Origin of the sequence: [Brevibacterium] flavum (genome assembly GCF_019317305.1) — a bacterium.
GTDB lineage: Bacteria > Actinomycetota > Actinomycetes > Mycobacteriales > Mycobacteriaceae > Corynebacterium > Corynebacterium glutamicum.
On sequence record NZ_CP079240.1, the window covers coordinates 3,203,681 to 3,228,071 of the forward strand.

Here is a 24,391-nt window from a genome sequence, read left to right on the forward strand (position 1 = left end):
ACAGCCGGTCAGCCCCGACCGGTGACCAGCAGTCCGATCAAGGCGAGATTCAGCGACACAATCAACGCGACCACCACCCAGGACGCCACCTGCAGAGGAACCCGGATGGCGAAACCACCCATGAGGGTTTGATCACTGCTCAACACCACCAGCGGGATCAGGGCGAAGGGGATACCCAAACTCAGGACCACCTGGGAGAGCACCAGCGCCCACGTCGGCTCCACCCCGGCGGCGATCACGATTAAGGCCGGGATCAGGGTGACCGCTCGCCGCACCACCTGCGGGATCTGCCGGTGCAACAATCCGCCCATGATCGTGGATCCGGCGTAGCAGCCCACCGAGGTGGACGCCAGCCCGGAAGCCAGCAAACCGACACCGAAGGCCACTCCGACTACCGGGCCCAGCGTGTCGGTGATCACCGCGTGGGCCCCTTCGATGCTGTCGGTGCCAGGAATCCCGTTCAAGTTGCCGGCCGCCAACAACAGCATCGCGATATTGACCGACCCGGCCACCAGCAGCGACAGGAGAACATCCCACCGGGTGACACGGAGCAGGCGCGGCAATGCCTCGGGCGCGATGGTGTCACCGTGGCGGTCTCGGGCGAGGGAGGAGTGGGCATAGATGGCATGGGGCATCACGGTGGCTCCGAGCATGCTCGCGGCCAGCACCACCGTCGGGGTCCCCTCAAAGCGCGGGATAACCCCAGCCAGGGCCTCGCCCCAGGAGACAGTGCCGATGAACATGCCCGTGAGGAAGCCGGCGGTGATGATTACCAGCAGACCTACGATGACGAACTCGAAGGGATGCTGACCGTGCCTGGATTGGATGGCCAGCAGCAGCATCGAGACCAGCCCGATGAGCAGGCCCCCTATCAGCAAGGGGAGGCCGAAGAGAATGTGGAGGGCGATCGCTCCGCCGATCACTTCGGCTAGGTCCGTGGCCGCGGCCACCGTCTCTGCTTGCGCCCAGAACATCAAGCGCCGTCCCCGCGGTAGCCGTTGCCCCAGCAACTCCGGCAGGGAATAACCGGTGACCAACCCGAGTTTGGCCGAGAGGTACTGCACGAGCATCGCCATGACATTGGCGACCACCAGCACCCACACCAGCAGGTACCCGTACTGCGCCCCGGCGGTGATATTCGCCGCGACGTTACCCGGGTCCACATAGGCCACCGCAGCCACGAAGGCCGGGCCCAGCAGCCAGGGCAGAGGCTGCCGGCTCACCCGTCGCCCACCCGGTACTCTTTGTACCGCTTGGTCCGAGTCGCCCCAGGCGCCCCTGAGTTTCATAAAAGTTAAGTTACACGAACTTATAGTCTCGGGGGGTAACTTTTAGGGATACTGCCGCACTCGCGAGATGCGCGGCCCTTCTCTGGCACGATGAAGATCAGGGGTATTTTCCCGGGCCGACTTTTCCTGCCATGAGATCATCCTGGGATGTGACTCACAGACTCTTTTGGCGACTGCAGTGATGGGGAAGTCGATGGGACCGGATTCTCCCCCTCAATTTTTCTCCCCTATACCTCTATATATAAGACACCTCGAGACGACCCCAGAAAACCCGATCCACCCGCGCTCTACCGCCAGTAGTCAGCTCCCGGAAAGCAGCTTGCGCCCATCCTCCCGCAGCTCACCGGTGGGAGAGACGTGCCGGTAGAGGGTCTGACGGGTAATCCCGAGTTCTTTACACAACGCGGCGACGCTGGTTTCGGGTTGGCCCATTGCCGCCATCGCCAACCGCACTTTCGCCGGTGTCATCTTGAACGGCCGACCACCCTTGCGCCCGCGGGCCCGCGCCGACTCCAGGCCGGCCTTCGTCCGCTCCGAGATCAACTCGCGTTCGAACTCGGCCAGGGCGGCGAAGATCCCGAACACGAGCTTGCCCTGGGCCGAGGTGGTATCGATTGCCGCCCCCTGCCCGGTGAGAACTTTGAGTCCTACTTCGCGGGCGGTGAGATCGTGGACGATGTTGACCAGGTGCCGCAGATTCCTGCCCAGCCGGTCGAGCTTCCACACCAGCAGGGTGTCCCCGGGACGCAGTGCCTTGAGGCAGGCATCCAGGTGTGGGCGGTCTTCTTGCTTGCCTGACGCCCGGTCCTCGTAGAGATGCCCCGGATCCACCCCGGCCGCGATGAGGGCGTCGCGTTGCAGATCCGTCGTCTGCGATCCATCCGACTTCGAGACCCGCATATACCCAATCAGTGCCATAGTGTTCTCCCATCACTTATACGATCATTTACGTGACACGCATCGAAAAAATATCGTTGTCAGGGTCAGAAGGCGATTGCACAAACACGATGTGGTGAGCAGGGCTGTGCACACGCCTTCTGACCACTATCTGGTCACTACCCGCGTGCACAAGACGGAAAATGTCAGAAGTCCCGTTCACAAACCGTCACCCCAGGCTGGGGTTCGAGGCGTCAGGGATGTCTGCGACGGTGTGAGTTTCCACCGGCCGGGGTGGCAGGTGCCGGTAGAGACTGGAGCGGGTAATGCCGGTCTTCTCCACGATCTTGCTCATTGAGTACCCCTCATTGCGCAGATGTTCTGCATAGCGGAGTTTGTCCGGGTCCACAACACTCGGCCGGCCCACGCGCTTCCCCTTGGCTTCGGCCACGGCCCGGGCATGGGCTGCGCGCTCAATGGCGTAGGTGCGTTCCATCTGCCCGAACAGCGAGAGGATCACCACCGCCAACTGCGCCATCGGATCATTCGGATTCGAGGAATCAACTTTGATCGGATCGGCCAGGGTGCGCACCCCGACCTCACGCTCCTGGAGATCATGGATCAGGTTAAGAGTGTCCCGGACGGTGCGGCCCAGCCGGTCGAGGGTGTGAACGACGATGACATCACCCGCGCGGGCTTGCTCAAGGGCTTGCTGAAGTCCGGGCCGATTAGTGGTGGATCCGGATTTCTTGTCGACGTAGATGTATTTATCCGCAACACCTTCTTTACGGAGCGCGTCGATCTGGCGGTCGAGGTCTTGTTTCGCGGTGGAAACCCGGGCGTAACGGTGCTGTTGCAAAGTTGGGGCAGTAGGAAGACCGGCGTGGAATAATCAGGTCCATGGGCATCTTCTCCGGTCGGCAGTTCCCTCGTGAAATCATCCTGTGGGCGGTGCGGTGGTACTGCCGCTACGGCGTGAGCTATCGCGACCTCGAAGAGATGATGACCGAGCGGGGAGTGCCGGTCGATCACACCACGATCTACCGCTGGGTCCAGAAATATGCTCCTGAGCTGGATAAGAAGACCCGGTGGTATCGGCAAGTTCCTGACTGGCAGGCCAGGTCCTGGCGGGTGGATGAGACCTATATCCGGGTCGGGGGAAAGTGGTGCTACCTCTATCGGGCAATCACCGCCGGTGGCCAGACCCTGGACTTCTACCTCTCCCCGAAGAGAAACGTCGCGGCGAAGCGTTTCCTGGCGAAGACGCTGCGGTCGAATAAATCGGCAGGCTATCCGCGGGTGATCAGCACCGACAAGGCCCCCTCACTCGCCAGGGCAATCTCTGAGCTGAAGGCGGAAGGCGTCTGTCCATCGACGGTCGAGCATCGTCGGGTGAAATACCTCAACAACGTCATTGAAGGCGACCATGGTCGGTTAAAGCGGATCCTGGGGCCGAAAGGCGCATTCAAAAACCGAACGTCTGCCTACCGGACGTTGAAAGGGATGGAGGCGATGCACTCATTGCGGAAGGGGCAGGGCACGATGTTTGCCTATGGTCACCCGAATCCGGATGCAGTGATTGTTAGCCGGGTATTCGAGACGGCCTGACAACACAGGCACATAGCGTTGATCACACAATAAAAACGGAGCCTTCTTGGCTCCCGCCCCAAGTTGCAACAGCACCGAATTGCTCTATCCGGCTCTTCCTGGGGATATTGAAATCCCCCAAACCGTGTCCGCTAATTCTTTGGTTAAGGTGGTGGAAATAGGTAATTGGGAGCCTACGCAGAATCCAAACTCAATCATTGTCCCCGGAGCTATGAGGAGTGACAGGGAGTCTATTCCCGGTGGATTCACCAAGGAGGAGGCCGATCGTGCGGAGATTGAAGAAGCGAAGCTTGCTAATACACCATTTCTGCGGGTGCAATCGGATACTGCATGCAAAGTCTATTGGCCATCTCCGTTTCAAGTGTGCGGGGAGATTCGTAAATTATACGATTCTATCGGTGGGCCGACGAGCTTTCTGACTTTCCCCAAGAGCAATGAACTTACCAACCCTGATGGGATCGGTAAACGTACAGAGTTTCTTAACGGTTTCATATACTGGCACCCATCCACAGGGGCTCACACAGTTAGCATTCCGGCCACTGTAGTTTGGGCCGAGCATGGCTGGGAACAGGGGATCTTTGGCTATCCGATAACCAGCGATGTTGCTTTGGGTGATCAGTGGTTTAAGCAAAGCTATCAGGGCGGGCACATTATTACCCGCAATTCAGTTCCGGCAGTCCAAGCTGGTATTTATGGGCAGATTTATGAAAAATGGGTGGAACTAGGAAGCCAAAATAGCGCCCTTGGATTTCCCATTAGCTCGGAATTCGTAGCCTCTGACGGAGTAGGACGATATAATATATTTGAGCGTGGTGTCATGTACTGGCATCCCGAATATGGAGCCCATGCAGTCACGGGCGACCTTCTTCTTCAATGGGCTTACTCGGGAGGAATTGAGGGTGTTTTAGGTTATCCTGCAGGTGACCCTGAACTCCAAGATGATGGTTGGTATAGACAAGCCTTTGCAGATGGTTTCTTGCATGGAAAACAACTGAGTACATTTTTTCCCGCATGGGACGAGTTTGCATGGGACGATTCCGCTGGTGGCGAACCGGGGGTACTAATGTCAAGGCAGGCGGCGAACTATGATAAAGGACCAGCTGGTGGAAATAAATACACTGATCAGGTCGTTCTTGAAACTGAGGATATGTGTGGCAATGAAATAATCCTCCGTAGAGGGTGGTACAACTCGGATGCCTCCAGAAAAGATAAGCCGTGGGGGTACGATAAAATTCGGCACAAACATGGTGTTTTTAGTTTGTGGTCAGTTAGTACAGTATTTGAAAATTCGTGTATCAACAGGATTGAAGGTACACAGCAGGTTTATGAAGAAGAAGTTTATCAAGTGAAATGTGATCGACTCTTCTTAAATTGTGAACAAACCGGGCAGTCTTTTGTATATCGCGGTATTTATGAAAGAAATATATATAAGCCTGGTGCTACAGAGCCACTTGGTTTGAGGACATTTTTTCCTGTACACAATGAGGGAACGCATGGTTCAAGTGATGTAACCCCAACATGGTTTAGTACAGACATTCCAACATTGGACTTATGGTAATGACGTACAAAGCAGATTATGATCTTGACTTGGAAAAAGTAGTTTTTCGTATGTCGCAGCTGTTCGAGGATCTTATTCCGTCAGAAAACGCTTTTGATTATTATGACAAGTCAACGTGGCCTACCCTGACTATGGCTGCGACATGGGTTCAGGATGATTGTCTCCTTATTGTTTTTAGGGTTGAGGAAAGCAGAGGTGAGACGTTCGTGGGTTATTTTTCTCGGATCTCGCCTCGATATAATCCCGACAACATCGAATTTGGTGCAGTAGAGCTAATGTATGCTGACTCAATTGCAGGTGATTGGTTTATAGAGAAGGTCGATCTGAAAGCTCCGCAAAAGATACATTGGAGAAATACCCACCATAGCCTCAATACTCCGGCGGATATAGAAGAATTATTGGACTATGCTAATGAGATACCAATGTGGTTGAGTCCAGACCTTGAGAAGTGGATGTGATGCACAACAAGACCATGGTCATCCAGCTTTATCTGGCTGAGCTGGGTATGTAATCACTTCTGAACGTAGTAGCCTCCTTGAGATTGTATTTAAGGAGGCTATTGTGTTTTTTCGGTAAAGGTCTCCGACTGAGCTATAGTCGGAGACTATTTCAATATCACCCCAGAGACAGCCTCGATGACCTGGTAAAACTCTTCATAGAATTCTGGGTGCTGTTGCAACTTGGGGCGGGAGCCAAGAAGGCTCCGTTTTTATTGTGTGATCAACGCTATGTGCCTGTGTTGTCAGGCCGTCTCGAATACCCGGCTAACAATCACTGCATCCGGATTCGGGTGACCATAGGCAAACATCGTGCCCTGCCCCTTCCGCAATGAGTGCATCGCCTCCATCCCTTTCAACGTCCGGTAGGCAGACGTTCGGTTTTTGAATGCGCCTTTCGGCCCCAGGATCCGCTTTAACCGACCATGGTCGCCTTCAATGACGTTGTTGAGGTATTTCACCCGACGATGCTCGACCGTCGATGGACAGACGCCTTCCGCCTTCAGCTCAGAGATTGCCCTGGCGAGTGAGGGGGCCTTGTCGGTGCTGATCACCCGCGGATAGCCTGCCGATTTATTCGACCGCAGCGTCTTCGCCAGGAAACGCTTCGCCGCGACGTTTCTCTTCGGGGAGAGGTAGAAGTCCAGGGTCTGGCCACCGGCGGTGATTGCCCGATAGAGGTAGCACCACTTTCCCCCGACCCGGATATAGGTCTCATCCACCCGCCAGGACCTGGCCTGCCAGTCAGGAACTTGCCGATACCACCGGGTCTTCTTATCCAGCTCAGGAGCATATTTCTGGACCCAGCGGTAGATCGTGGTGTGATCGACCGGCACTCCCCGCTCGGTCATCATCTCTTCGAGGTCGCGATAGCTCACGCCGTAGCGGCAGTACCACCGCACCGCCCACAGGATGATTTCACGAGGGAACTGCCGACCGGAGAAGATGCCCATGGACCTGATTATTCCACGCCGGTCTTCCTACTGCCCCAACTTTGCAACAGCACCGGCGCAGCTCCTTATAACAGCACTTGAAAATCGGTATGCAGAGTCTACGTGGGCTAAAAAGTGGAAACTACTAAGAACAGGGTAAAATTTGTTTTTACCCTGTGTCCAGCACAAAGATAGTTCGCGGTATTGCTAAGATTGTTTTGGAATTATTTTTTGAGAATGCGAAGGAACTGCTATGGAGAATACTCGGACACGTACATGCTCATGGTGTGGAGAGGCTGGGCACGATAAGCGTTCTTGCCAGGTTTCCTCTAATGCAGGCGAATGCAGTGTATGTGGTTTCCATGGTCACGATAAAAGAAACTGCCCACACCGATAGGGCAATGAGAATCGTAGAAGATTTCCATGACGCAACACAGAATTTATAGTTATCAATATTTATTTCTATAATTTATTGATTATAGAATAGTATATGCGTCATTGAGCTTTCACATTTTTAGAGGCATTCCAGGTAGTTGCTTAGTAAAGAAATTTCGGAGTTTTAACAAAATATCTTTTTACTCATCTACTTCGATCACTTCGTAGTCTGCATCTTCATCTTCCAGTGGGTAATCCCCTGGGTTTGACATATGGAGTATTTCATTACCTCGTCGATAACAAGACGCTAGGTAAGCACCGTGTTCTTCAGCTTCCCTTTCCGTATCGAAATGCTCATCTTGCTCTTCATCAGTTCCGTCGGGGAAAATTATGCGAATTTTAAACATGTATTACCTCTTTCGTGGTGAAAGCCAGTAGGTTTGGTATTTTTTTAGTAGGTCCAGTGGCCTAGTACCGGGGAAAAAGTTCACAGCAGCCCCGGTACTAGGCCTCTGGTACCTGTTTTCCAGATCAATAAGTGACTTCTGCGGAGTCAATTCCCTTACTTTGCAGAAAAGAGTACACATCGTTTAGGAAATCATCTTCCAGCGGGCCCTCACCCATATTGCTGAAGTGGCCATCATGATCATTCCAAGTTTTGAATATTTCGTATTGTTCGAGCGATTCGTTCCAGGTGATGTCTGCGCTCCATGTCACTTCTCCACTGAGAATTGTTGCTTCTTCAACCCCGTCTGCAAGTGCACCCGTATAAGGACTTTCTTCGTTATATTCATAGGTTTTGCTGTAGTCGTAGTATTCTTGTTTGGTCATTCTTAGCCTTCCTACTGCTTTTAGATGTGATGCTTCCGCTGTTTCAACAATTATATCTAGGTTGGAGTCGCACGGCCTCGGGCTTTCGGGCCTGACCCCTGTTTGGTGGACTGCTCATATCCCAACATCTGGGACGAAAAAGGTGGGTCACCCATCAGGGTGATCACGGCCGGTGCTGTTGCAAAGTTGGGTGGAGAACCGCGAACACTCCTTTCTTCGTCGCCTGGCCAGCATTATGGCCCAGCCTGCTTAGATATTCTGGAAGACCCGGTTGACGATCACCGCGTCCGGGTTCGGTTGCCCGTGAGGTCAAACATCGTGCCTTGCCCTTTCCGCAATGAGTGCATCGCCTCCATCCTTTCAACGTCCGATATGCAGATGTCCGGTTCTTAAACGCGCCTTTCGGCCCGAGGATCCGCTTCAGCCGACCATGGTCGCCTTCCAGGATGTTGTTGAGGTATTTCACCTGACGGTGCTCCACTGTCGGTGGGCAGATGCCTTCTTCCTTGAGCTCGGATATTGCCTTGGCCAGGGAGGGTGCCTTATCTGTATTAATCACCCGCGGGGACCCGGCTGACGCGTTTGACCTCAGGGTCTTAGCCAGGAAACGCTTGGCCGCAGCCACATTCCGCTTCGGAGAGAGGTAAAAGTCCAGGGTCTGGCCACCGGCGGTGATCGCCAGATCAGAGGTAGCACCACCTGCCGCCGACCCGGATATAAGTCTCATCCACCCGCCAGGAACTTAGCCTGCCAGTCAGGTACCTGCCGGTACCACCGTGTTTGCTTGTCCAGCTCAGGGCCGTATTTCTGGACCCAGCGGTGAGAATCGTGGTGTGATCAACCGGCACCCCCGCTGAAGTCATCATTTCCTCCAGATCTTAGGTCAGCTCACCCCGTAGCGGCAGTGACCTGCGCACCGCCCACAGAATGATGTCACGGGGAAACGACGACCGGAGACGATACCCATGGCTGTGATTATTTCACGTCGCTCTTCCTACTGCCCCAACTTTGCAACAGCACCGAACAGGCCACCAGGGTCACGGCGGTGAGCACCGCGGCAACCGCGATGGCGGCTCTGCGGGGTGTGCTCGGCATGGATTAGATCTCCTTATTCCGGGGCGGTGGGGAAGAAGACGGTGTTCTGGTTGTCCCGGAAGACCACAACACCGAGGAAGGTCATCGTGCTGCCCGGTGGGTGGTCTGCAGCGACTCTGCCCACCTCGGCACTCAACCCTGCTGTGGGGGTTACTCGTAGCGAAGCGAGCTGACCATCCCGGTTTCCATGTGATAGGCGTTATGGCAGTGAAATGCCCACTCACCGGGGTTGTCAGCGATCAGGTCGGCGATCATGGTTTCACCGTGGCGGAGAAGGACGGTGTCCTTGCGTAGCCCGCCGCTGCCGGGCAGCGCCCACGTGTGGCCGTGGATGTGCATGGGATGGGGCATCATGGTCCTGTTGCGCATGACCATCCGCAGGCGCTGGCCCTCCTGCACGGTCGCGGAGGAGGATTGGCCGTCGGTGAGAATGCTCCATTCATACGGCATCATCTGCCCGCCCAGGTCGATGCTGACTTCTCGGTCTGGTGTGCCCTCGGGCAGGAGTGCACGGTCTGCTGGCTTCAGGGAGGACAGAAGCAGTCCGGTGGACGACAACTCGGGGAAGTCGACATCGGGGCGGGGGGCCTGGCCGCCGGCGGTGCGGATGACGGCGAAGGCGCGGTCGTCCTTACCCACCGCCAAAGCCGTGAGCGGGAAGATGCCGTCGCCGAGGATGACCTCGACGTCGACACGCTCGCCCATCGACAGGTAGATCGATTCGGTCTCCCAGGGCTGGACAGGGAAGCCGTCGGTGTGGGTGACGGTCATGCGGTGACCACCGAGGGCCACCTTGAAGATGGTGTCACCGCCGGAGTTGATAAACCGCAGGCGGGCCTTGTCGCCCGGGCGAGCCTCGAAGGTCCGGTGAGCACGGGGGATACGTCCGTTGATGAGGTAGTGCGGATACATCACATCGCCGACATCCCCGCCCAGTACCCGGTCCGGGGTGCCGTGCATCATCTGGCCGTGACCTCCCATTCCCATCCTCCCGTTATGGTCGCCCGAACCCATTCCGGTGAGCTTGTCGAGCTCATCGTCGGGAGTGCCCTGAATGCCATCGACCCAGTCGTCGAGCACGATGGTCCACTCGACGTCCTGGTCCTCAGCGTCTTGCGGGTCACGGATGATCAGTGGGGCGTGGAGGCCGCGATCAAGCTGCAGGCCGGTGTGGGAATGGTAGAAGTAGGTGCCACCGTGGGGGACTTCAAAAACATAGGAGAAAGACTCGCCAGGTTCAATGGGGTCCTGGGTCATGCCGGGCACACCGTCGGCTGCGTTGTGGAGTGCGATGCCATGCCAGTGGATGGAGGTGCTCTCAGGCAGTTCATTGGTGATATCGACCTGGAGGACGTCGCCGGCGGTGGCCTCAATGGCCGCATCCCCGGTGTCAGAGACGTATCCCCACGTCTTGGCTTCGATGCCGCCGATATCCAGGGAGAGGGGCCGGGCGGTCAGTGTCCGGCGCACCGTCGGCTCACCGAGCGCAGTGGGGGTGGGAGTGGGGCGAAGGGAGGGACCTGGTGCCGAGGCAGCGGGTCCAGGGTCGCTGGTGCAGGCGGCCACGGCCCCGGTGCCGGCGAGTACGAGCCCGCCGAGCAGAAACTGTCGCCGGGAAAAACTACTTGTCATGGTTAAACCGTCCTTGGTGCAAGTCTGAGTGACACAGGGGAAGGATCAGGGGAAACCCACTGCTGAGGCATCAGGTCAGGCGCAGGTCCGTGACACAGGTGGCCCCGTCCTCGGTGGTGGAGAACTCGGTGACACCGGTGCGCCCCTGATGGGTGATCTCGATGGTGCCGGTGGCATCATCGGGAAGCCAGAAGCCGACAAACCCGTTGTCGAAGGTGGTGGTTTGCTCATCGATCAGGACCTCGCCGGTCGCTTCATCGGTGATCGTGACCTGGATATCCTCATTGTCGAGTTCCCCCAGGCAGGTCGTGAGGCTGTGGTAGAAGCAGTCGTGGGTGGAGGTGATATACGGAGCAACCGAGACATACGTCTGATTGTCGGGAAGATCGACCACGACTTCCTGGTCATCGCTCGAGAGCAGCAGTTCATCGGCACGCACGGAGGCGATCAGATCCGTGGGACGCTCAGTGACCTTCTGCCGGTCGAGGTGATCAATGATCTCCACCGCGTCCATGGCGGCCAGGCCATGGGTAGTCAGGAATGTATCCTGGGACACCGTCCCGTCGGCGGTGGGTTCCGGGTCGGCGGCCGAACACCCCGTGAGGGCGAGGGCAAGGGCGGCGGCTGCGATCGCTGCTCGTTTCACGTCAATCTCCTTGGATCGTGGTAAGACCGTGAGAAGACACCGCCTCAAGGTCGATGCCATACCTTTTCTAGCACGGGTGCCTGACGGCCCAGAAATCAAAAACCCTGCTCACAGCCTTATAACAGGGCGAAAAGGGGGTGACTCCGGTGGGCTGGGTCACCACCGGGACACCACCCCACAGCCGTGGGCGATGTCCTTCTACCCGCCCCGGGTATGCGGTGCAGGCAGTGAAATCCCTGGTGGCGCCTGCTGAACTGACCAGGGGAGGCGATGCCGCCGGCCCGGGGTGGGGCACAGGGGTGACGGCGGTCGAAGGGTGATGTTTGAAGATTTGATGAAGGTTTCCCCGCCGGGCACTGAGCGAGGGTGGTATTCTCCCCTGGCCGGAGCGATACTGGGGTCTATGGCTGACCGCACACCGACCACCGCCACGCCCCCGGGGCGGGTGCTGGTCGTCGATGATGAACAACCCCTGGCTCAGATGGTGGCCTCCTACCTCATCCGGGCCGGCTTCGATACCCGCCAGGCGCACACCGGCACCCAGGCCGTGGACGAGGCCCGTCGCTTTTCCCCCGATGTTGTGGTGCTGGATCTGGGGCTGCCCGAACTCGACGGCCTGGAGGTGTGCCGACGGATCCGCACCTTCTCGGACTGCTACATCCTCATGCTCACCGCGCGTGGCAGCGAGGACGACAAGATCAGCGGTTTGACCCTGGGGGCGGATGACTACATCACCAAACCTTTTAGCATCCGGGAACTGGTGACCCGGGTGCATGCGGTGCTGCGCCGCCCGCGCACCAGCACCACCCCACCGCAGGTGACCACCCCCTTGATCGTTGGTGACCTCATCCTTGACCCCGTCGCCCATCAGGTGCGGGTGGGGGAGACGACCGTGGAGCTCACCCGCACGGAGTTCGAGCTGCTGGTTGCCCTGGCCCTGCGCCCCGGCCAGGTACTGACCCGCCACGACCTGGTCACCGAGGTCTGGGACACCACCTGGGTCGGTGATGAACGCATCGTCGATGTCCACATCGGCAACTTGCGTCGCAAGCTCGGCACCGACACCCGGGGCCGGGGGTTTATCGACACCGTGCGTGGCGTGGGCTACCGGGTGGGGCAGCCATGAATCACGGACCCGGCCTGACCTTCCGCTTCCTGGCCGCCCAGGTGTTGGTCGTGGTGATTAGCCTGCTGGTGGCCGCGGCCGTGGCCACGATGGTGGGCCCGACCCTGTTCCATGATCATATGTTGATGACCGGCCGGGAGGACCCCTCGCTGGAGCTGTTCCATGCCGAGCAGGCCTACCGGGACGCCAACCTGATCACCCTGGCCGTCGCCCTGCCCACCGCCTTGATCAGCGCCCTGCTGGCCAGCCTGTGGTTATCGCGTCGCCTGCGCACCCCCCTGCAGGATCTCACCCGCGCCGCTACCAGCCTGACGGCCGGCAACTACCGTATCCGCGTGCCCGCCGGAGAAGCAGGCCCCGAGGTCACCACCCTGGCTCATGCCTTCAACACCATGGCCGACCGGCTGGAACACACCGAACAGGTCCGCCGCCAGATGCTCTCTGATCTGGCCCACGAAATGGGCACCCCCTTATCGGTGCTCACGGTCTACCTCGATGGTCTCCAGGACGGGGTCGTGGACTGGAATAATGCCACCCACACGATCATGGCTGACCAACTCACCCGCCTGACCCGGTTGATGGAAGACATCGACGATGTCTCCCGGGCCCAGGAACACCGGATCGATTTGGACCTGGCGGAGGAAGGGCTCGGGGATCTGCTCCATACCGCCGCTGCTGCCGCGGGGGAAGCTTATGCTGACAAAGGCGTCGATTTACAGGTCGAGACCATTACGGACACCGTCCGGGTGCTCGTGGACCGGCAACGCTTCGGCCAGGTGATGAGCAATCTCCTGTCGAACGCGCTACGGCACACCCCGGCCGGCGGGCAGGTCCGGATCAGCGTCCACCGACAGGGGGCGTCCACCGCGCTCATCCACGTCGCCGATGACGGCGAGGGCATCCCACCTGGCCAGCTCGGACACATCTTCGAACGCTTCTACCGGGGGGATGCCGCCCGCAGCCGGGACAACGGCGGGGCCGGTATCGGTCTGACCATCTCCAAGGCATTGATCGAGGCCCACGGCGGCACTCTCACCGCCACCTCTCCTGGCCCCGGTGCCGGATCGGTCTTCACCATCCGTCTTCCCCTGCACCAGGAAAACGTGTCCCTGATGCTCAGTGACCCCACTCCCGGGGACAATAATTCTGATGACCTCGGCAGCGATCCGTATCAACCCCTTGACAATACCCCATAGGGGTATACGATGGGAGGGGAAACCCCGCCTGATCCCCCGATCCCACAGGAGCGATCCGATGACCACCCCGACTTCCCCCTTGCTGCCGCTGGCCTCCGACGGTTGTGGATGCTGCGCGCCCTCTACGCCGTCCGCGACCGTCTCCGCCCCGGCCGTGGCCGCGGCAACCGACGCAACACCTGAAGGTCCCACCACCTACCAGGTCACAGGCATGACCTGCGGACACTGCGCCGGCAACGTCACCGAGGCGGTGAGCGCTCTGCCCCAGGTCGACGACGTCCAGGTCGACCTCATCGCCGGTGGGGTCTCCATCGTCACGGTCACGGGTTCCGTGCCCCTGGAAACCGTCCACCGGACGATTGAGGAGACCGGCTACACCGTCTTGTCCTGATCGATTCGCCCATTATCTCGACCCCGACCGGGTTGAGCGAAAGGAACCTCATGAGCACTCCCCACCACCACGGTGATCACCCCGCTCCGGAAACAGACCACACCCACCACCCGAATCATGCCGGTCACGAGCACCATGCGGATGCCGCCACCCACGGCCAGGCCATGCCACACGATCATCCGCATTCCACTGTCGATGAAGAACACCAGGTCCACAGTCACGGTGAACACGCCGGCCACAGCGCCGCGATGTTCCGGGACCGCTTCTGGTGGTCGCTGATCCTGTCGGTTCCGGTGGTGTTCTTCAGCCCGATGTTCGCCGACCTGCTGGGATATAATATTCCGGAGATTCCGGGAGCCTACTGGATTCCTCCGGTCCTGGGCACGATCATCTTCCTCTACGGCGGCACCCCCTTCCTCAAGGGCGCAATGACCGAGCTGAAATCCCGCCAACCGGGCATGATGCTCCTGATCGCCATGGCGATCACCGTGGCGTTTATCGCCTCCTGGGTCACCACCCTGGGGCTGGGCGGGTTCCACCTAGATTTCTGGTGGGAACTGGCCCTGCTGGTGACCATCATGCTGCTGGGCCACTGGCTGGAGATGCGCGCTCTTGGTGCAGCCTCCTCCGCGCTTGACGCGCTGGCAGCGCTCCTGCCCGATGAGGCCGAGAAGGTCGTCGACGGGACCACCCGCACCGTAGCGATCTCAGAGCTGGCCGTCGACGATGTCGTGCTGGTCCGAGCCGGTGCCCGCGTCCCGGCCGACGGGACCATCATCGACGGAGCGGCCGAATTCGATGAGGCCATGATCACCGGCGAATCCCGACCCGTCTACCGGGATACCGGTGAGACCGTGGTGGCCGGCACCGTGGCCACCGACAACACCGTCCGTATCCGGGTGGAGGCCACCGGTGGGGACACCGCCCTGGCAGGCATCCAGCGCATGGTCGCCGACGCCCAGGCCTCCTCCTCCCGGGCCCAGGCCCTGGCCGATCGAGCCGCAGCCTTCCTGTTCTGGTTCGCCCTGATCGCAGCCCTGATCACCGCCGTGGTCTGGACCATCATCGGCAGCCCCGACGATGCGGTAGTCCGCGCCGTGACCGTGCTGATCATCGCCTGCCCGCACGCCCTGGGCCTGGCCATCCCGCTGGTCATCGCGATCTCCTCCGAGCGCGCCGCGAAATCCGGGGTGCTCATCAAGGACCGCATGGCACTCGAGCACATGCGCACCATCGACGTCGTGCTCTTCGACAAGACCGGCACCCTGACCGAAGGCGCACACGCCGTCACCGGCGTGGCTCCGGCCACGGGTATCGCCGAGGGTGAGCTGCTGTCCCTGGCCGCCGCCGCTGAGGCCGATAGTGAGCACCCCGTGGCCCGCGCGATCGTGACTGCCGCGGCCGCACACCCGGAGGCCTCGCAGCGTCAGCTGCGCGCAACCGGTTTCACCGCCGCCTCCGGCCGCGGGATCCGGGCCACCGTCGACGGTGCCGAAATCCTCGTGGGCGGGCCGAACATGCTACGCGAGTTCAATCTGACCACCCCGGGTGAGCTCGCCGACATCACCGGTTCCTGGGCGCAGCGAGGTGCCGGAGTGCTCCATGTCGTCCGCGACGGTGAGATCATCGGTGCGGTGGCAGTGGAGGACAAGATCCGCCCCGAATCCCGCGCGGCGGTGCGCGCCCTGCAGGCCCGCGGGGTGAAGGTGGCGATGATCACCGGTGACGCCACCCAGGTCGCCCAGGCAGTGGGCAAGGATCTGGGGATCGATGAGGTCTTCGCCGAGGTTCTGCCGCAGGACAAGGACACCAAGGTCACCCAGCTGCAGGAGCGCGGTCTGAGCGTGGCCATGGTCGGCGACGGTGTCAATGACGCCCCGGCCCTGGCCCGGGCCGAGGTCGGTATTGCGATTGGCGCGGGTACAGATGTGGCCATGGAATCTGCCGGGGTGGTCCTGGCCAGTGATGATCCCCGGGCCGTGCTGTCGATGATCGAGCTCTCCCATGCCAGCTACCGCAAGATGGTCCAGAACCTGGTCTGGGCGACCGGGTACAACATCGTGGCCGTTCCGCTGGCCGCCGGTGTGCTCGCCCCTATCGGTGTGCTGCTTCCCCCGGCGGCCGCCGCTATCTTGATGTCCCTGTCCACGATCATCGTCGCCCTCAACGCTCAGCTGCTACGCCGGATAGACCTGGACCCGGCTCACCTGGCTCCGACCGACGGGAAGTAGGAGAAGACTGCTGTGAGCTCTGCAGCCCCCGTCCGCTGACTTTCAATCCTTCATCGACTCCCCCATACACAACCTCCGAAAGGGAACCCCCATGAAACGCACCATCACCATCGCCGCTCTCGCCTTGACCTCCACCCTGGTTTTGTCCGCCTGCGCAGATAACACTGAGGGAGAAAACACCGACACCACGACCATCGCCACTACGTCCGCCCCCGACACCACCGAAACGACCGGGGCCACCATGGATCCTGAGACAGAGACGGGGGCGGCCGGAGAGGTCTCCGCCGAGCACAATGACGCGGACATCATGTTCGCGCAGATGATGATCCTGCATCACCAACAGGCCGTGGAGATGAGTGAAATCCTCCTGGCCAAGGACGATATCCCGGCCGAGGTCATCGAGTTCACCCAGGGTGTTATCGATGCCCAGGGCCCGGAGATCGACCGGATGAATACCATGCTCGAGACCTGGGAAGAAGATCCGGTCACCGGTGATATGGGTGAGATGGACCATGGCGGGATGAGTGGAATGATGAGCGAGGAGGACATGACAGCCCTCGAGGACGCCCAGGGCACCGAGGCTGCCCGGCTCTACCTTGAGCAGATGACCGCCCACCATGAGGGCGCGGTCGATATGGCCCGCGATGAGGTCACTGATGGCCAGAACCCGCAGGCCATCGCTCTGGCTGAGCAGGTCATTGAAGATCAGGAGGCCGAGATCGCCGAGATGGAGCAGATGCTCAACGAGCTCTGAACAAGGACATTCCCCGACCACCCCAGATGAGAAACACGACCATACGACCATCGGGCCAAACCAGGATTTCCGGGAAGGACAATCAGCATGCCGAATAAAATCAAGGTTGCAGTAAACGGGTACGGTGTCATCGGTAAACGTGTAGCCGACGCGGTGAGAGCCCAGGAGAACATGGAACTCCTCGGGGTCAGCGACGTCACCACCGATTACCGATGACACCGTACCCGGATATAGGTCTCATCCACCCGCCAGGAACTGGCCTGCCAGTCAGGTACCTGCCGGTACCACCGAGTGTGCTTGTCCAGCTCAGGGGCGTATTTCTGGACCCAGCGGTGAGAATCGTGGTGTGATCGACCGGCACGCCCCGCTGAAGTCATCATTTCCTCCAGATCTTAGGTCAGCTCACCCCGTAGCGGCAGTGACCTGCGCACTGCCCACAAAATGATGTCACGGGGGAAATGACGACCGGAGAAGATACCCATGGCTGTGATTATTTCACGTCGCTCTTCCTACTGCCCCAACTTTGCAACAGCACCGCGCGGAAGACCATCGGAGTAATCCAACCAGATGCCGAAGTCCGAGAGACGTTACGACCGGGTTATGCCACGAACGCGGATTCTTTGACCATGGCCGGCCATGTCGTCGCCATCGAGTTCGCTACCGTCGCCGCCGCCAACAATTACTGACGAGCTTAAGTCCCTGACGTGTGGCAAAGAGCGATCCCTGACCGGCCGCTGGTTTTGACCATCACGATCAACCGCAATCGAAGAGCTTGCGCAATGGGTCGGATGTAGTTGACTCGTCGCGTGATGCTGCAATAAACTTGCATTCCTCATGAATAATCGCCGCCCATCTCGATGTCAGTGACCGAAACCAAGCGCTGACCGCTATCCTGCGCATCGGCCCGCCCACGGAGGATCCCTACCACTGACACGTCAGAGTCCACTTTTTTACGTACTGCGCTAACTTCTCGGGTCATCAGGGAAGGCGCATGAACAAAAACATCGTCTCCTCACCATTCGATGCTTCCCAGACCGGCTCCGAAAGGTTGTTTATATGCACAAAATATCGATCGAGGCCCTCGCCCGCAAGCAACTTAAAGAGGCCGTCGCCGCCCCTAGTGCTCGTGCCGCCGATACCGTCTTCGGCGGGCACGAAAAAATTCTGCGGCAGACCGTCGTCGGGATACGTCAGGGTGCTGAGCTCGGAGAGCGCGACAATCACGATGAATCCACGATTTATGTCCTACAAGGGCGTGTCCAACTCAGGACGGGCGATGAGACCTGGATAGGTCGCAGCGGTGATCTGCTGATCGTGCCGCGATCTCGGCACAGCCTCGAAGCAATCGAGGACTCCGCTGTTTTGATCACCATTGCCAAACTGACGCAATAAGAAAGATAGGGACTTCCCCTGGGGTGTTTGAGCCCGCCGAGGGTCCGTCTTCCGCGGCGAGACCATGGACCGGCACCGTTCGATCACCGGCCTCCTGCCCCTGATGTTTGTACCAGCATGCGACGGTGACCAGCTGACCGGTTCCACTATCCTTACCGCTACTGGTGGCGGGCATAATCGAAAATATGTGCCCCTTGGTGAAGGGTCGGGGAGCTAATAGGATGACAGTGAACCTATTTTCCACGTCTTTATCCGTAGTATTGGAGATCCGATGACCTACACAATCGCCCAGCCCTGCGTTGATGTCCTGGATCGAGCCTGCGTCGAGGAATGTCCCGTGGACTGCATCTACGAGGGCAAACGGATGCTCTACATCCACCCCGATGAGTGCGTCGACTGCGGTGCCTGCGAGCCCGTCTGCCCGGTTGAAGCCATCTTCTACGAAGACGATGTTCCCCACGAATGGTGGGACTACACCGGCGCTAACGCCGCCTTTTTCGACGACCTCGGTTCGCCAGGCGGTGCCGCCAGCCTGGGTCCGCAGGACTTCGACGCCCAGCTCATCGCGGCGCTGCCGCCACAGAACCAGAACTAGGGCCTGATATCGGCCCTAAACAAGGAGAACCTGACTGCGATGTTTCATGTCCCTCGTACCAATAGTTGTTCCTGGCCTGTCATTGTGATGGTCGAAGGTCGACCTGCAGAAGATCATTAACCAAATCACCGCCAAGGGTGCGAGCGTGCACTTCATCAAGGAAAACCTGATCTTCTCGGCGGAATCCAATGCTTCGCGGGCCCAGCTGATGCTGAGCATTCTCGGCTCCTTCGCTGAGTTCGAATGCTCCATCATCCGGGAGCGCCAAGCCGAGGGGATCGCCTGGCGAAAAAGGCCGGCAAGTACAAGGGCCGCAAACGCGCCCTCACCCCGGACGACGTCGAGAAAGCCCGGAAACGGGTAGAAGCTGGTGAGTCCAAGGTGTCGATCGCCCAAGACCTCAGAATTGGCAGAGCCACCCTCTACCGAGCGCTATCCAATAACGATAAGGACTAATTCTCATCGCTCATGACCTGTGCCGGTAGGGTGGCGGCATGGCAGGTCGGGGACTAGATTCCCTCCAGTGAGTGACGTGTGGCGAAGGAGTTTTACGATGGAATCCGCAGGACGACCCCGGGTGACGCCGTTAGAAGAAGGAGCGCTGTTTGAAACTAAACGGATGGAAGCGGCGTCGGGAATTTCCTGGCCCAGACACAGAGCATCAACCGAATCGGTGCTCGTCGTCACCGAGGGGCGATGCATCGTTCAGTTCTCTGCCGAAGACCGTGGTGTGAGCGCGGGAGACAGCCTCGTCATTCCCGCTGATATCTGGCACGAGATCGTGGCAGACCCAGAGTTTAAGGCTGTCCACATCATGCCGAAGGAGATCCGGTTCACCTTCTCCACGTGATCTCCAGGAGTAATTCACCCTCCTCGGCTCCCTTCGTGGAGTTCGAGCGTTATCGGATCCATGAGTGCCAGGCCGAGGGTATCGACCTGGTTAAGGCGGCCAACCGCTAACAACGTCAGGGGCACGAAGTTCGATAACGAGCAACCCCAGGTGATCATGGAAAAGATCGCGGCCCACGTACCCAAGGGCCAGGTCGCCCGCGAGGACAAAGTCAACCGGCCCCCTCTACCGCATGCTTGAGCATGAGTAGGTGCCTCTTCTCGCATCTCGAGGCCGGAGTCCACGTTCCAGGAGATCTCCCAGAGAGTAACGGGACGTGTCAACGAAGAGATTAGCCCCGAAAGACGGCGAGGGTTGGCTCTGCTTCGTTGTGGGAAAACTAGGCCCTTAATAAGCTGTGCTTATAGGGTCTCCTGCACCGATAAAGGACTGATGATCATCTCCACTAACACCGCTCACCCCCTGCACGAACCGCACGTACCCAGCCACCACAATCGTATGAATACTCTGCGTGCCGGTGTGCTGGGTGCTAATGACGGTATCGTCTCCATTGCTGCGCTACTGCTCGGTGTGATCGCCACCGGCGCCAGTGACACCGTCGTGTTCGGCGCTGGTTTGGCCTCAACGATCGCGGGGGCGGTATCTATGGCTCTCGGTGAGTACGTCTCTGTCTCCTCACAGCGTGATACCGAACGGGTGCTCATCGCAAAAGAAGCGAAGGAGCTGGCCGAAGACCCGACGGCCGAGCACGTCGAGCTGTCGGAGATCCTACACTCCTACGGCATCTCCCCTGCGACAGCGAACCAGGCGGCCACCGAGATCGGGCAGGGCGACGCCTTGGGCGCCCACCTTCAGCTCGAGCTCGGTATTGATAATGAGCAACTGACCAGCCCCTTGGCCGCCGCCTTCTCCTCGGCCGTGGCTTTCCTGCTCGGAGCACTGCTGCCGATGGTGTCGGTATTCATCGCCCCTGCAGGCTGGGACGCCGGCGTGGTCTTCGTAGTCACGCTGCTGGTCCTGGCGGTGACCGGGTTCATCTCAGCCCAGATCTCGGGTACCTCCCCAATGCGCGCGTGCGGACGCCTGGTGATCGGTGGTGCCCTCGGCCTGGCCCTGACCTACGGTGTCGGTGTTTTGTTCGGGGCCGCAGTCTGAGGTGCCTCGGGACAGAAAAGGGGGAATGCGGGTTTTGTGGTGGCTGGGCGTTTTCGTCGACGCCTGGACGAGGTGATCGGCGCCGACCTCCTTGCAGACCATCCGGGGCCTGGGTGGACCGCTGCCCCAGCCGGTCGCCAGTTATGGTCCGGCTGACTACTCGTTTCTCCTTCGGCAGGTAACCACACTGGTCCTATGAGATGTCTTCTGAGAAGACGACTACCGAGTAGGCCACCACTGTCAGGCGAGATTCTGCCTGCTGGCCTCGGCGGTGAGATAGGCATGGGGGAACCGAGGATCCCAGTGGCTGTCGATTACCTGGAAACCCGCGGTCTCCAGTGCCTGGGCAAGCTCGGGCAGTGGCCACCGGTAGGCGGTGGCCACGGGATGATACATCGGTTCCAGAGAAGGCCCGGAGAAAAAGGACATCAGCAGGCCACCACCATCCTCCACCGCCATCCGCAGTGCGACCAGGGCGTCGGGCAGCTCATCAGGTCCCAGGTGAATGAGTGAGTACCACGCCAGGAGGCCCGCCCAGCGCTTCGGCGAGTCTGAGAGGTCGGTAATAGTGCCGTGGTGAAAGGTCACTGAGGGATGTGTCTGACGAGCGAGCTCCACGAGCCGTGTCGCCGGTTCCAGTCCCTCGATCTGGTGTCCGAGGCTCGCGAGGTGACCGGTCCACCGCCCGGTACCAGAGCCCACATCGAGGATCACCCCGTCGACGCCGGTCGCCCAGGGCTCGATGAGCACGCGGTCGGGGTCCTCGGCTGAGATTACCGTTCCGAGCAGTGCCTCCGCATCAAAGGTCGGTGAGCTGTAGGCCTTGCTAACGTCATCTGTTGCCATGAGGAACACCCTAGGCGTTCCAAGCCTTCCGGTACACGGCGTGCGGTTGTCGGCAGTCGCGCGGCTAGTGCCCGCGAGTCTGGATTCTAACGGCCTGTAGGACGACACAGCATCGGGGAAGGCGAGCCATCGTCGATGGCACGGCGTCTCGGGCACTGCTCCTGACACCGCTTGGCTACCCCCTCTGCGGGGATTGTCCCTTATTTTTCCTTTCTTATCAGGTTAGCGTGAGACGCATTATACGTAATTTTCCATTGTATGTAGCTATTGACGGTCACGATCTAAGGAGTAATCCGTGGAGATCAACCCAGATTTCCCCCTGTGGCTGCGGGCCACACACCTGATCAATTTCGTTCTCATCGGCATGCTGCTGCGGTCTGGCTGGGAGATTCTGTCGTCCATGCCCCGGCTGTGGTGGCGCAATGACTGCGCCTCGGGCACGGAATGGCTCTGGTTCACCAAACGCAAACTGCCCAAGGAGGAAGGGTCTACACCTCACTGATGGACGAGAAGTCCCTTTCCCCGTTGATCGGTCTGCCGGGTCGGGAGAACATCGGCCTGGGCCGACACTGGCACGGTCTGTCGACGATGTTGCGGGTGCTCAACGGCATCGTCTACGTCGTTCTGCTGTTCGCCACCGGGCTGTGGCAACGCATTATCCCCACCTCCTGGGACGTCTTCCCCGAGGCGTGGGAGACATTGAAGGTTTACCTGGGCTTTCGTGCCCCAGGCATCGAGCACTTCACCCCCCTATGACGCCTTGCAAATGCTGGGCTACACCTTCGTCATCTTTATCCTGGCGCCGTTTCTCATCCTCACCGGAATAGCGATGGCCCCGGCCATCCGGTCCCGCTTCCCGTGGTACGTCAAACTCTTCGGCGGCCACCAGGGTGCACGTTCCCTGCACTTCATCGCCATGGTGTTGATGACGGGCTTTGTCATCATGCACGTCGGCCTGGTTTTTTGGTCCATGGCGACTACAACATGGTCCACATGGTCTTCGGCGATATGAACACTGACCGTGCGGCGCAGGCCTACATCATCGTGATCACCACCATCGTCATTGTGGTGTTGTTCTGGATCGTGCTCAGCTATTGGTCGCTGGCTGACCGGGCCCGGGCCCAGCGGTTCACCGCCAGCATCACGGAGATCGGACGCAAAATCTTCCTCAACCGGCTGCGTCCCCGGATGAGCAGGCAGAACACCTACACGGACAAGGACATCTCGCAGTTCCACTGGACCAATGGCCTGCCGCCGGCCGATGATGAATCCCCCGAGTGGATCGCCGCCCGCGACAACGAGTGGGAGGGATACACCATCACCCTCGGCGACGATCTCAACGGCACCGAGAAGACCATCACCCTCGACGATCTGCGGGAGCTGCCGCAGACCTCGTATGTCGCCGTACACACGTGTATGCAGGGCTGGTCGGCGACCTCACGGTGGACAGGGGTGCGGTTACGTGACCTGATGGAGCTGATCGGTCCGAAACCGGATGGGGCGCGTTACGTGCTGGTCGACTCCTACGGTCTGGCCCAGAAGATGTACGACAACCGCCCGCGTGAGCCGTTCTACGCCGCCCTCGACCTGGAGACCGCCTATGAGGATGACACGATCGTCGCCTATGAGCGCAACGGAAATCCGCTGGAGACCCACCTCGGGGCGCCCGCCCGCCTACGGGTGGAATCCAACCACGGCTACAAAATGGTCAAATGGATCAATTCAATTCGCTGGATCCGAGACTATGCCGACTATGGTGATGGTAGAGGCGGTACCCGTGAGGACTCCGCCCTCCAGGCGTTCAACGGAAGGATCTGACCGGCAATGTCAGAGATTGTGTCCTGTCGCTTCACCGTCAGCGGCGTGCGTTCCGACAGGGACGTCAAAAAGGCCTTGCAGTCCCTCTACGACATCTTCGCCGATCACGGTCTCGGGCAGGCCGCCTTCGAGATCACCGGTGATGAACACGCCGAGCTGATCGTCAAACACTTAGTCTCCGTTAAACCGGATCCGGCCATCATCGATCAGGCCCTGGCCCGGGCGGGCAAGTACCGCGTGATCTCCTCCGATCTACACTCCGACCATTCTGGCCCTACCGGATAGTCCCTTTTGAGTTCCTACCCGTGGGCTGAGCACGAGTGAGGGCCGGGCACATATGTGCCCGGCCCTTTTTTCAATTCCCGCCCTGCTGAACCTCATCAAGGCCGGTGACCGGATCTATACAACAGCTAAGAGCACTCGCTCCAGACCTTGAGTTGGCTCGTCACGCCTGCTCTCGTGTGCTGCTGCCCGGCCCAGCTTCCCGCCCGGTATCGCCCCGTCAATGCTGTCCCTGCTGCTGGCCTCAGGCGGTGAATTCGAGTTCGCCAGCGTCTCGTAGCTGACCATCTTCCTTGATGAACCGTCGCGGGCCCGGCTGCCCGCCGGAGTGGTATTCGCCTGTTTGACATGCAGCTATGCAGGCATGCGCTTTTACGTAGACAATGGTGTCACTGAACCGCCACAAGGAAAGGACA

Annotated in this window: 30 protein-coding genes and 3 pseudogenes; 22 read left to right on the forward strand and 11 right to left on the reverse strand. The window is 59.5% G+C overall.

The annotated features are described in order from the left end of the window. Positions 1-8: 8 nt before the first annotated feature. The 3 genes from KW808_RS15405 to KW808_RS15415 all read right to left on the reverse strand — a co-directional run bounded on the left by KW808_RS15405 (position 9) and on the right by KW808_RS15415 (position 3,024). Positions 9-1,223, reverse strand: a complete 1,215-nt coding sequence (locus KW808_RS15405) for an Nramp family divalent metal transporter (protein WP_003860188.1) — start codon at positions 1,221-1,223, stop codon at positions 9-11. 366 nt (positions 1,224-1,589) lie between these two features. Further along, positions 1,590-2,207, reverse strand: a complete 618-nt coding sequence (locus tag KW808_RS15410) for a recombinase family protein (RefSeq protein ID WP_003860186.1) — start codon at positions 2,205-2,207, stop codon at positions 1,590-1,592. A gap of 187 nt (positions 2,208-2,394) precedes the next feature. After that, complete coding sequence (locus KW808_RS15415) at positions 2,395-3,024, reverse strand: recombinase family protein (RefSeq protein WP_034983351.1); 630 nt, start codon at positions 3,022-3,024, stop codon at positions 2,395-2,397. 41 nt (positions 3,025-3,065) lie between these two features. Between KW808_RS15415 and KW808_RS15420 the strand changes: the two genes are divergently transcribed. Genes KW808_RS15420 through KW808_RS15430 form a run of 3 tightly spaced genes read left to right on the forward strand, consistent with a single transcriptional unit; the run spans position 3,066 to position 5,789 of the window. Continuing rightward, positions 3,066-3,773: an IS6-like element IS1628 family transposase gene (locus tag KW808_RS15420; RefSeq protein ID WP_499652325.1), complete on the forward strand. Its 708-nt coding sequence runs from the start codon at positions 3,066-3,068 to the stop codon at positions 3,771-3,773. 46 nt (positions 3,774-3,819) lie between these two features. Then, positions 3,820-5,331: an LGFP repeat-containing protein gene (locus KW808_RS15425; RefSeq protein WP_046552206.1), complete on the forward strand. Its 1,512-nt coding sequence runs from the start codon at positions 3,820-3,822 to the stop codon at positions 5,329-5,331. Next, positions 5,331-5,789: a hypothetical protein gene (locus tag KW808_RS15430; protein WP_003858644.1), complete on the forward strand. Its 459-nt coding sequence runs from the start codon at positions 5,331-5,333 to the stop codon at positions 5,787-5,789. Before KW808_RS15425 ends, KW808_RS15430 begins: the two co-directional genes overlap by 1 nt. A 284-nt stretch (positions 5,790-6,073) precedes the next feature. On the opposite strand, the gene KW808_RS15435 is transcribed toward KW808_RS15430, so the two are convergent. Next, the gene (locus KW808_RS15435; protein WP_499652325.1) at positions 6,074-6,781 is read right to left on the reverse strand and encodes an IS6-like element IS1628 family transposase; all 708 of its coding nucleotides are present in this window, start codon (positions 6,779-6,781) and stop codon (positions 6,074-6,076) included. A 155-nt stretch (positions 6,782-6,936) separates the two neighbouring features. Between KW808_RS15435 and KW808_RS15440 the strand changes: the two genes are divergently transcribed. Then, complete coding sequence (locus KW808_RS15440; protein ID WP_034983353.1) at positions 6,937-7,206, forward strand: hypothetical protein; 270 nt, start codon at positions 6,937-6,939, stop codon at positions 7,204-7,206. 129 nt (positions 7,207-7,335) lie between these two features. Here KW808_RS15440 and KW808_RS15445 read toward each other — a convergent pair whose 3' ends face one another. The 5 genes and pseudogenes from KW808_RS15445 to KW808_RS15465 all read right to left on the reverse strand — a co-directional run bounded on the left by KW808_RS15445 (position 7,336) and on the right by KW808_RS15465 (position 11,339). After that, positions 7,336-7,542 carry a hypothetical protein gene (locus tag KW808_RS15445; protein WP_034983355.1) on the reverse strand — a complete coding sequence of 69 codons (207 nt, stop codon included), beginning with the start codon at positions 7,540-7,542 and terminating at the stop codon, positions 7,336-7,338. 124 nt (positions 7,543-7,666) lie between these two features. Continuing rightward, positions 7,667-7,966 carry a hypothetical protein gene (locus KW808_RS15450; RefSeq protein WP_034983357.1) on the reverse strand — a complete coding sequence of 100 codons (300 nt, stop codon included), beginning with the start codon at positions 7,964-7,966 and terminating at the stop codon, positions 7,667-7,669. 249 nt (positions 7,967-8,215) lie between these two features. After that, positions 8,216-8,933 (reverse strand): annotated as a pseudogene (locus KW808_RS15455) (IS6 family transposase). Between the two features lie 278 nt (positions 8,934-9,211). After that, positions 9,212-10,693: a multicopper oxidase family protein gene (locus tag KW808_RS15460; protein ID WP_003859486.1), complete on the reverse strand. Its 1,482-nt coding sequence runs from the start codon at positions 10,691-10,693 to the stop codon at positions 9,212-9,214. A gap of 70 nt (positions 10,694-10,763) precedes the next feature. Beyond that, positions 10,764-11,339 carry a CueP family metal-binding protein gene (locus KW808_RS15465; protein ID WP_003859489.1) on the reverse strand — a complete coding sequence of 192 codons (576 nt, stop codon included), beginning with the start codon at positions 11,337-11,339 and terminating at the stop codon, positions 10,764-10,766. 403 nt (positions 11,340-11,742) lie between these two features. Between KW808_RS15465 and KW808_RS15470 the strand changes: the two genes are divergently transcribed. The 6 genes from KW808_RS15470 to KW808_RS15495 all read left to right on the forward strand — a co-directional run bounded on the left by KW808_RS15470 (position 11,743) and on the right by KW808_RS15495 (position 17,253). Continuing rightward, positions 11,743-12,465, forward strand: a complete 723-nt coding sequence (locus KW808_RS15470) for a two-component system response regulator CopR (protein ID WP_003859491.1) — start codon at positions 11,743-11,745, stop codon at positions 12,463-12,465. Then, complete coding sequence (locus KW808_RS15475) at positions 12,462-13,661, forward strand: two-component system sensor histidine kinase CopS (protein WP_003859493.1); 1,200 nt, start codon at positions 12,462-12,464, stop codon at positions 13,659-13,661. The genes KW808_RS15470 and KW808_RS15475 overlap by 4 nt, the downstream gene beginning before the upstream one ends. A 58-nt stretch (positions 13,662-13,719) precedes the next feature. Next, on the forward strand, positions 13,720-14,052 hold the full coding sequence (locus KW808_RS15480) for a heavy-metal-associated domain-containing protein (protein WP_003859495.1): 333 nt from the start codon (positions 13,720-13,722) through the stop codon (positions 14,050-14,052). 50 nt (positions 14,053-14,102) lie between these two features. Next, the gene (locus KW808_RS15485) at positions 14,103-16,283 is read left to right on the forward strand and encodes a copper-translocating P-type ATPase (protein ID WP_003859496.1); all 2,181 of its coding nucleotides are present in this window, start codon (positions 14,103-14,105) and stop codon (positions 16,281-16,283) included. A gap of 91 nt (positions 16,284-16,374) precedes the next feature. Further along, the gene (locus tag KW808_RS15490) at positions 16,375-17,037 is read left to right on the forward strand and encodes a DUF305 domain-containing protein (protein WP_003859498.1); all 663 of its coding nucleotides are present in this window, start codon (positions 16,375-16,377) and stop codon (positions 17,035-17,037) included. A gap of 87 nt (positions 17,038-17,124) precedes the next feature. Beyond that, complete coding sequence (locus KW808_RS15495; RefSeq protein WP_003859501.1) at positions 17,125-17,253, forward strand: dehydrogenase; 129 nt, start codon at positions 17,125-17,127, stop codon at positions 17,251-17,253. Positions 17,254-17,258: 5 nt separating this feature from the next. Here KW808_RS15495 and KW808_RS15500 read toward each other — a convergent pair. Beyond that, positions 17,259-17,519 (reverse strand): annotated as a pseudogene (locus tag KW808_RS15500) (IS6 family transposase); the annotation flags it as partial. Here KW808_RS15500 and KW808_RS15505 point away from each other — a divergent pair. The 7 genes and pseudogenes from KW808_RS15505 to KW808_RS15535 all read left to right on the forward strand — a co-directional run bounded on the left by KW808_RS15505 (position 17,496) and on the right by KW808_RS15535 (position 21,029). Further along, the gene (locus tag KW808_RS15505; RefSeq protein WP_003859503.1) at positions 17,496-17,723 is read left to right on the forward strand and encodes a hexameric tyrosine-coordinated heme protein; all 228 of its coding nucleotides are present in this window, start codon (positions 17,496-17,498) and stop codon (positions 17,721-17,723) included. The pseudogene KW808_RS15500 and the gene KW808_RS15505 overlap by 24 nt on opposite strands. A gap of 370 nt (positions 17,724-18,093) precedes the next feature. Continuing rightward, entirely contained in the window at positions 18,094-18,429 is a 336-nt protein-coding gene (locus KW808_RS15510) for a cupin domain-containing protein (RefSeq protein WP_003859505.1), read from the forward strand. A 271-nt stretch (positions 18,430-18,700) separates the two neighbouring features. Continuing rightward, positions 18,701-19,024, forward strand: a complete 324-nt coding sequence (gene fdxA, locus KW808_RS15515; protein WP_003859507.1) for a ferredoxin — start codon at positions 18,701-18,703, stop codon at positions 19,022-19,024. A 145-nt stretch (positions 19,025-19,169) separates the two neighbouring features. Then, positions 19,170-19,259, forward strand: a pseudogene (locus tag KW808_RS15520) (recombinase family protein); the annotation flags it as partial. Positions 19,260-19,267: 8 nt separating this feature from the next. After that, positions 19,268-19,480, forward strand: coding sequence for a helix-turn-helix domain-containing protein (locus tag KW808_RS15525; RefSeq protein ID WP_231107864.1), 213 nt, complete (start codon positions 19,268-19,270; stop codon positions 19,478-19,480). 97 nt (positions 19,481-19,577) lie between these two features. Further along, the gene (locus KW808_RS15530; protein ID WP_003859509.1) at positions 19,578-19,874 is read left to right on the forward strand and encodes a cupin domain-containing protein; all 297 of its coding nucleotides are present in this window, start codon (positions 19,578-19,580) and stop codon (positions 19,872-19,874) included. 432 nt (positions 19,875-20,306) lie between these two features. Then, complete coding sequence (locus tag KW808_RS15535; RefSeq protein ID WP_003859513.1) at positions 20,307-21,029, forward strand: VIT1/CCC1 transporter family protein; 723 nt, start codon at positions 20,307-20,309, stop codon at positions 21,027-21,029. A gap of 240 nt (positions 21,030-21,269) precedes the next feature. On the opposite strand, the gene KW808_RS15540 is transcribed toward KW808_RS15535, so the two are convergent. Next, the gene (locus KW808_RS15540) at positions 21,270-21,875 is read right to left on the reverse strand and encodes a class I SAM-dependent DNA methyltransferase (RefSeq protein WP_003859515.1); all 606 of its coding nucleotides are present in this window, start codon (positions 21,873-21,875) and stop codon (positions 21,270-21,272) included. 295 nt (positions 21,876-22,170) lie between these two features. Between KW808_RS15540 and KW808_RS15545 the strand changes: the two genes are divergently transcribed. The 5 genes from KW808_RS15545 to KW808_RS15565 are packed head-to-tail and all read left to right on the forward strand — an operon-like array spanning position 22,171 to position 23,978. Continuing rightward, on the forward strand, positions 22,171-22,377 hold the full coding sequence (locus KW808_RS15545; RefSeq protein WP_034983362.1) for a hypothetical protein: 207 nt from the start codon (positions 22,171-22,173) through the stop codon (positions 22,375-22,377). Then, positions 22,377-22,631 carry a hypothetical protein gene (locus tag KW808_RS15550; protein ID WP_034983364.1) on the forward strand — a complete coding sequence of 85 codons (255 nt, stop codon included), beginning with the start codon at positions 22,377-22,379 and terminating at the stop codon, positions 22,629-22,631. The genes KW808_RS15545 and KW808_RS15550 overlap by 1 nt, the downstream gene beginning before the upstream one ends. Before the next feature lie 10 nt (positions 22,632-22,641). Then, positions 22,642-22,887 carry a cytochrome b/b6 domain-containing protein gene (locus KW808_RS15555; protein ID WP_034983375.1) on the forward strand — a complete coding sequence of 82 codons (246 nt, stop codon included), beginning with the start codon at positions 22,642-22,644 and terminating at the stop codon, positions 22,885-22,887. Then, positions 22,869-23,693 (forward strand): molybdopterin-dependent oxidoreductase, encoded by an 825-nt coding sequence (locus KW808_RS15560; RefSeq protein ID WP_231107866.1) that lies wholly within the window; start codon positions 22,869-22,871, stop codon positions 23,691-23,693. The genes KW808_RS15555 and KW808_RS15560 overlap by 19 nt, the downstream gene beginning before the upstream one ends. A gap of 6 nt (positions 23,694-23,699) precedes the next feature. Further along, on the forward strand, positions 23,700-23,978 hold the full coding sequence (locus KW808_RS15565) for a hypothetical protein (RefSeq protein WP_003859519.1): 279 nt from the start codon (positions 23,700-23,702) through the stop codon (positions 23,976-23,978). Positions 23,979-24,391: the final 413 nt, after the last annotated feature.

Coding starts and splice junctions, on each gene's coding strand:
- KW808_RS15560 (WP_231107866.1), top strand. CDS start 22,869: ATGGTCTTCGGCGATATGAACACTGACCGTGCGGCGCAGGCCTACATC.
- KW808_RS15485 (WP_003859496.1), top strand. CDS start 14,103: ATGAGCACTCCCCACCACCACGGTGATCACCCCGCTCCGGAAACAGAC.
- KW808_RS15525 (WP_231107864.1), top strand. CDS start 19,268: ATGCTCCATCATCCGGGAGCGCCAAGCCGAGGGGATCGCCTGGCGAAA.
- KW808_RS15530 (WP_003859509.1), top strand. CDS start 19,578: ATGGAATCCGCAGGACGACCCCGGGTGACGCCGTTAGAAGAAGGAGCG.
- KW808_RS15540 (WP_003859515.1), bottom strand. CDS start 21,875: ATGGCAACAGATGACGTTAGCAAGGCCTACAGCTCACCGACCTTTGAT.
- KW808_RS15480 (WP_003859495.1), top strand. CDS start 13,720: ATGACCACCCCGACTTCCCCCTTGCTGCCGCTGGCCTCCGACGGTTGT.
- KW808_RS15420 (WP_499652325.1), top strand. CDS start 3,066: ATGGGCATCTTCTCCGGTCGGCAGTTCCCTCGTGAAATCATCCTGTGG.
- KW808_RS15565 (WP_003859519.1), top strand. CDS start 23,700: ATGTCAGAGATTGTGTCCTGTCGCTTCACCGTCAGCGGCGTGCGTTCC.
- KW808_RS15445 (WP_034983355.1), bottom strand. CDS start 7,542: ATGTTTAAAATTCGCATAATTTTCCCCGACGGAACTGATGAAGAGCAA.
- KW808_RS15550 (WP_034983364.1), top strand. CDS start 22,377: ATGGACGAGAAGTCCCTTTCCCCGTTGATCGGTCTGCCGGGTCGGGAG.
- KW808_RS15435 (WP_499652325.1), bottom strand. CDS start 6,781: ATGGGCATCTTCTCCGGTCGGCAGTTCCCTCGTGAAATCATCCTGTGG.
- KW808_RS15450 (WP_034983357.1), bottom strand. CDS start 7,966: ATGACCAAACAAGAATACTACGACTACAGCAAAACCTATGAATATAAC.
- fdxA (WP_003859507.1), top strand. CDS start 18,701: ATGACCTACACAATCGCCCAGCCCTGCGTTGATGTCCTGGATCGAGCC.
- KW808_RS15510 (WP_003859505.1), top strand. CDS start 18,094: ATGCACAAAATATCGATCGAGGCCCTCGCCCGCAAGCAACTTAAAGAG.
- KW808_RS15490 (WP_003859498.1), top strand. CDS start 16,375: ATGAAACGCACCATCACCATCGCCGCTCTCGCCTTGACCTCCACCCTG.
- KW808_RS15505 (WP_003859503.1), top strand. CDS start 17,496: ATGACGACCGGAGAAGATACCCATGGCTGTGATTATTTCACGTCGCTC.
- KW808_RS15555 (WP_034983375.1), top strand. CDS start 22,642: ATGCTGGGCTACACCTTCGTCATCTTTATCCTGGCGCCGTTTCTCATC.
- KW808_RS15535 (WP_003859513.1), top strand. CDS start 20,307: ATGATCATCTCCACTAACACCGCTCACCCCCTGCACGAACCGCACGTA.
- KW808_RS15430 (WP_003858644.1), top strand. CDS start 5,331: ATGACGTACAAAGCAGATTATGATCTTGACTTGGAAAAAGTAGTTTTT.
- KW808_RS15460 (WP_003859486.1), bottom strand. CDS start 10,693: ATGACAAGTAGTTTTTCCCGGCGACAGTTTCTGCTCGGCGGGCTCGTA.
- KW808_RS15495 (WP_003859501.1), top strand. CDS start 17,125: ATGCCGAATAAAATCAAGGTTGCAGTAAACGGGTACGGTGTCATCGGT.
- KW808_RS15470 (WP_003859491.1), top strand. CDS start 11,743: ATGGCTGACCGCACACCGACCACCGCCACGCCCCCGGGGCGGGTGCTG.
- KW808_RS15410 (WP_003860186.1), bottom strand. CDS start 2,207: ATGGCACTGATTGGGTATATGCGGGTCTCGAAGTCGGATGGATCGCAG.
- KW808_RS15475 (WP_003859493.1), top strand. CDS start 12,462: ATGAATCACGGACCCGGCCTGACCTTCCGCTTCCTGGCCGCCCAGGTG.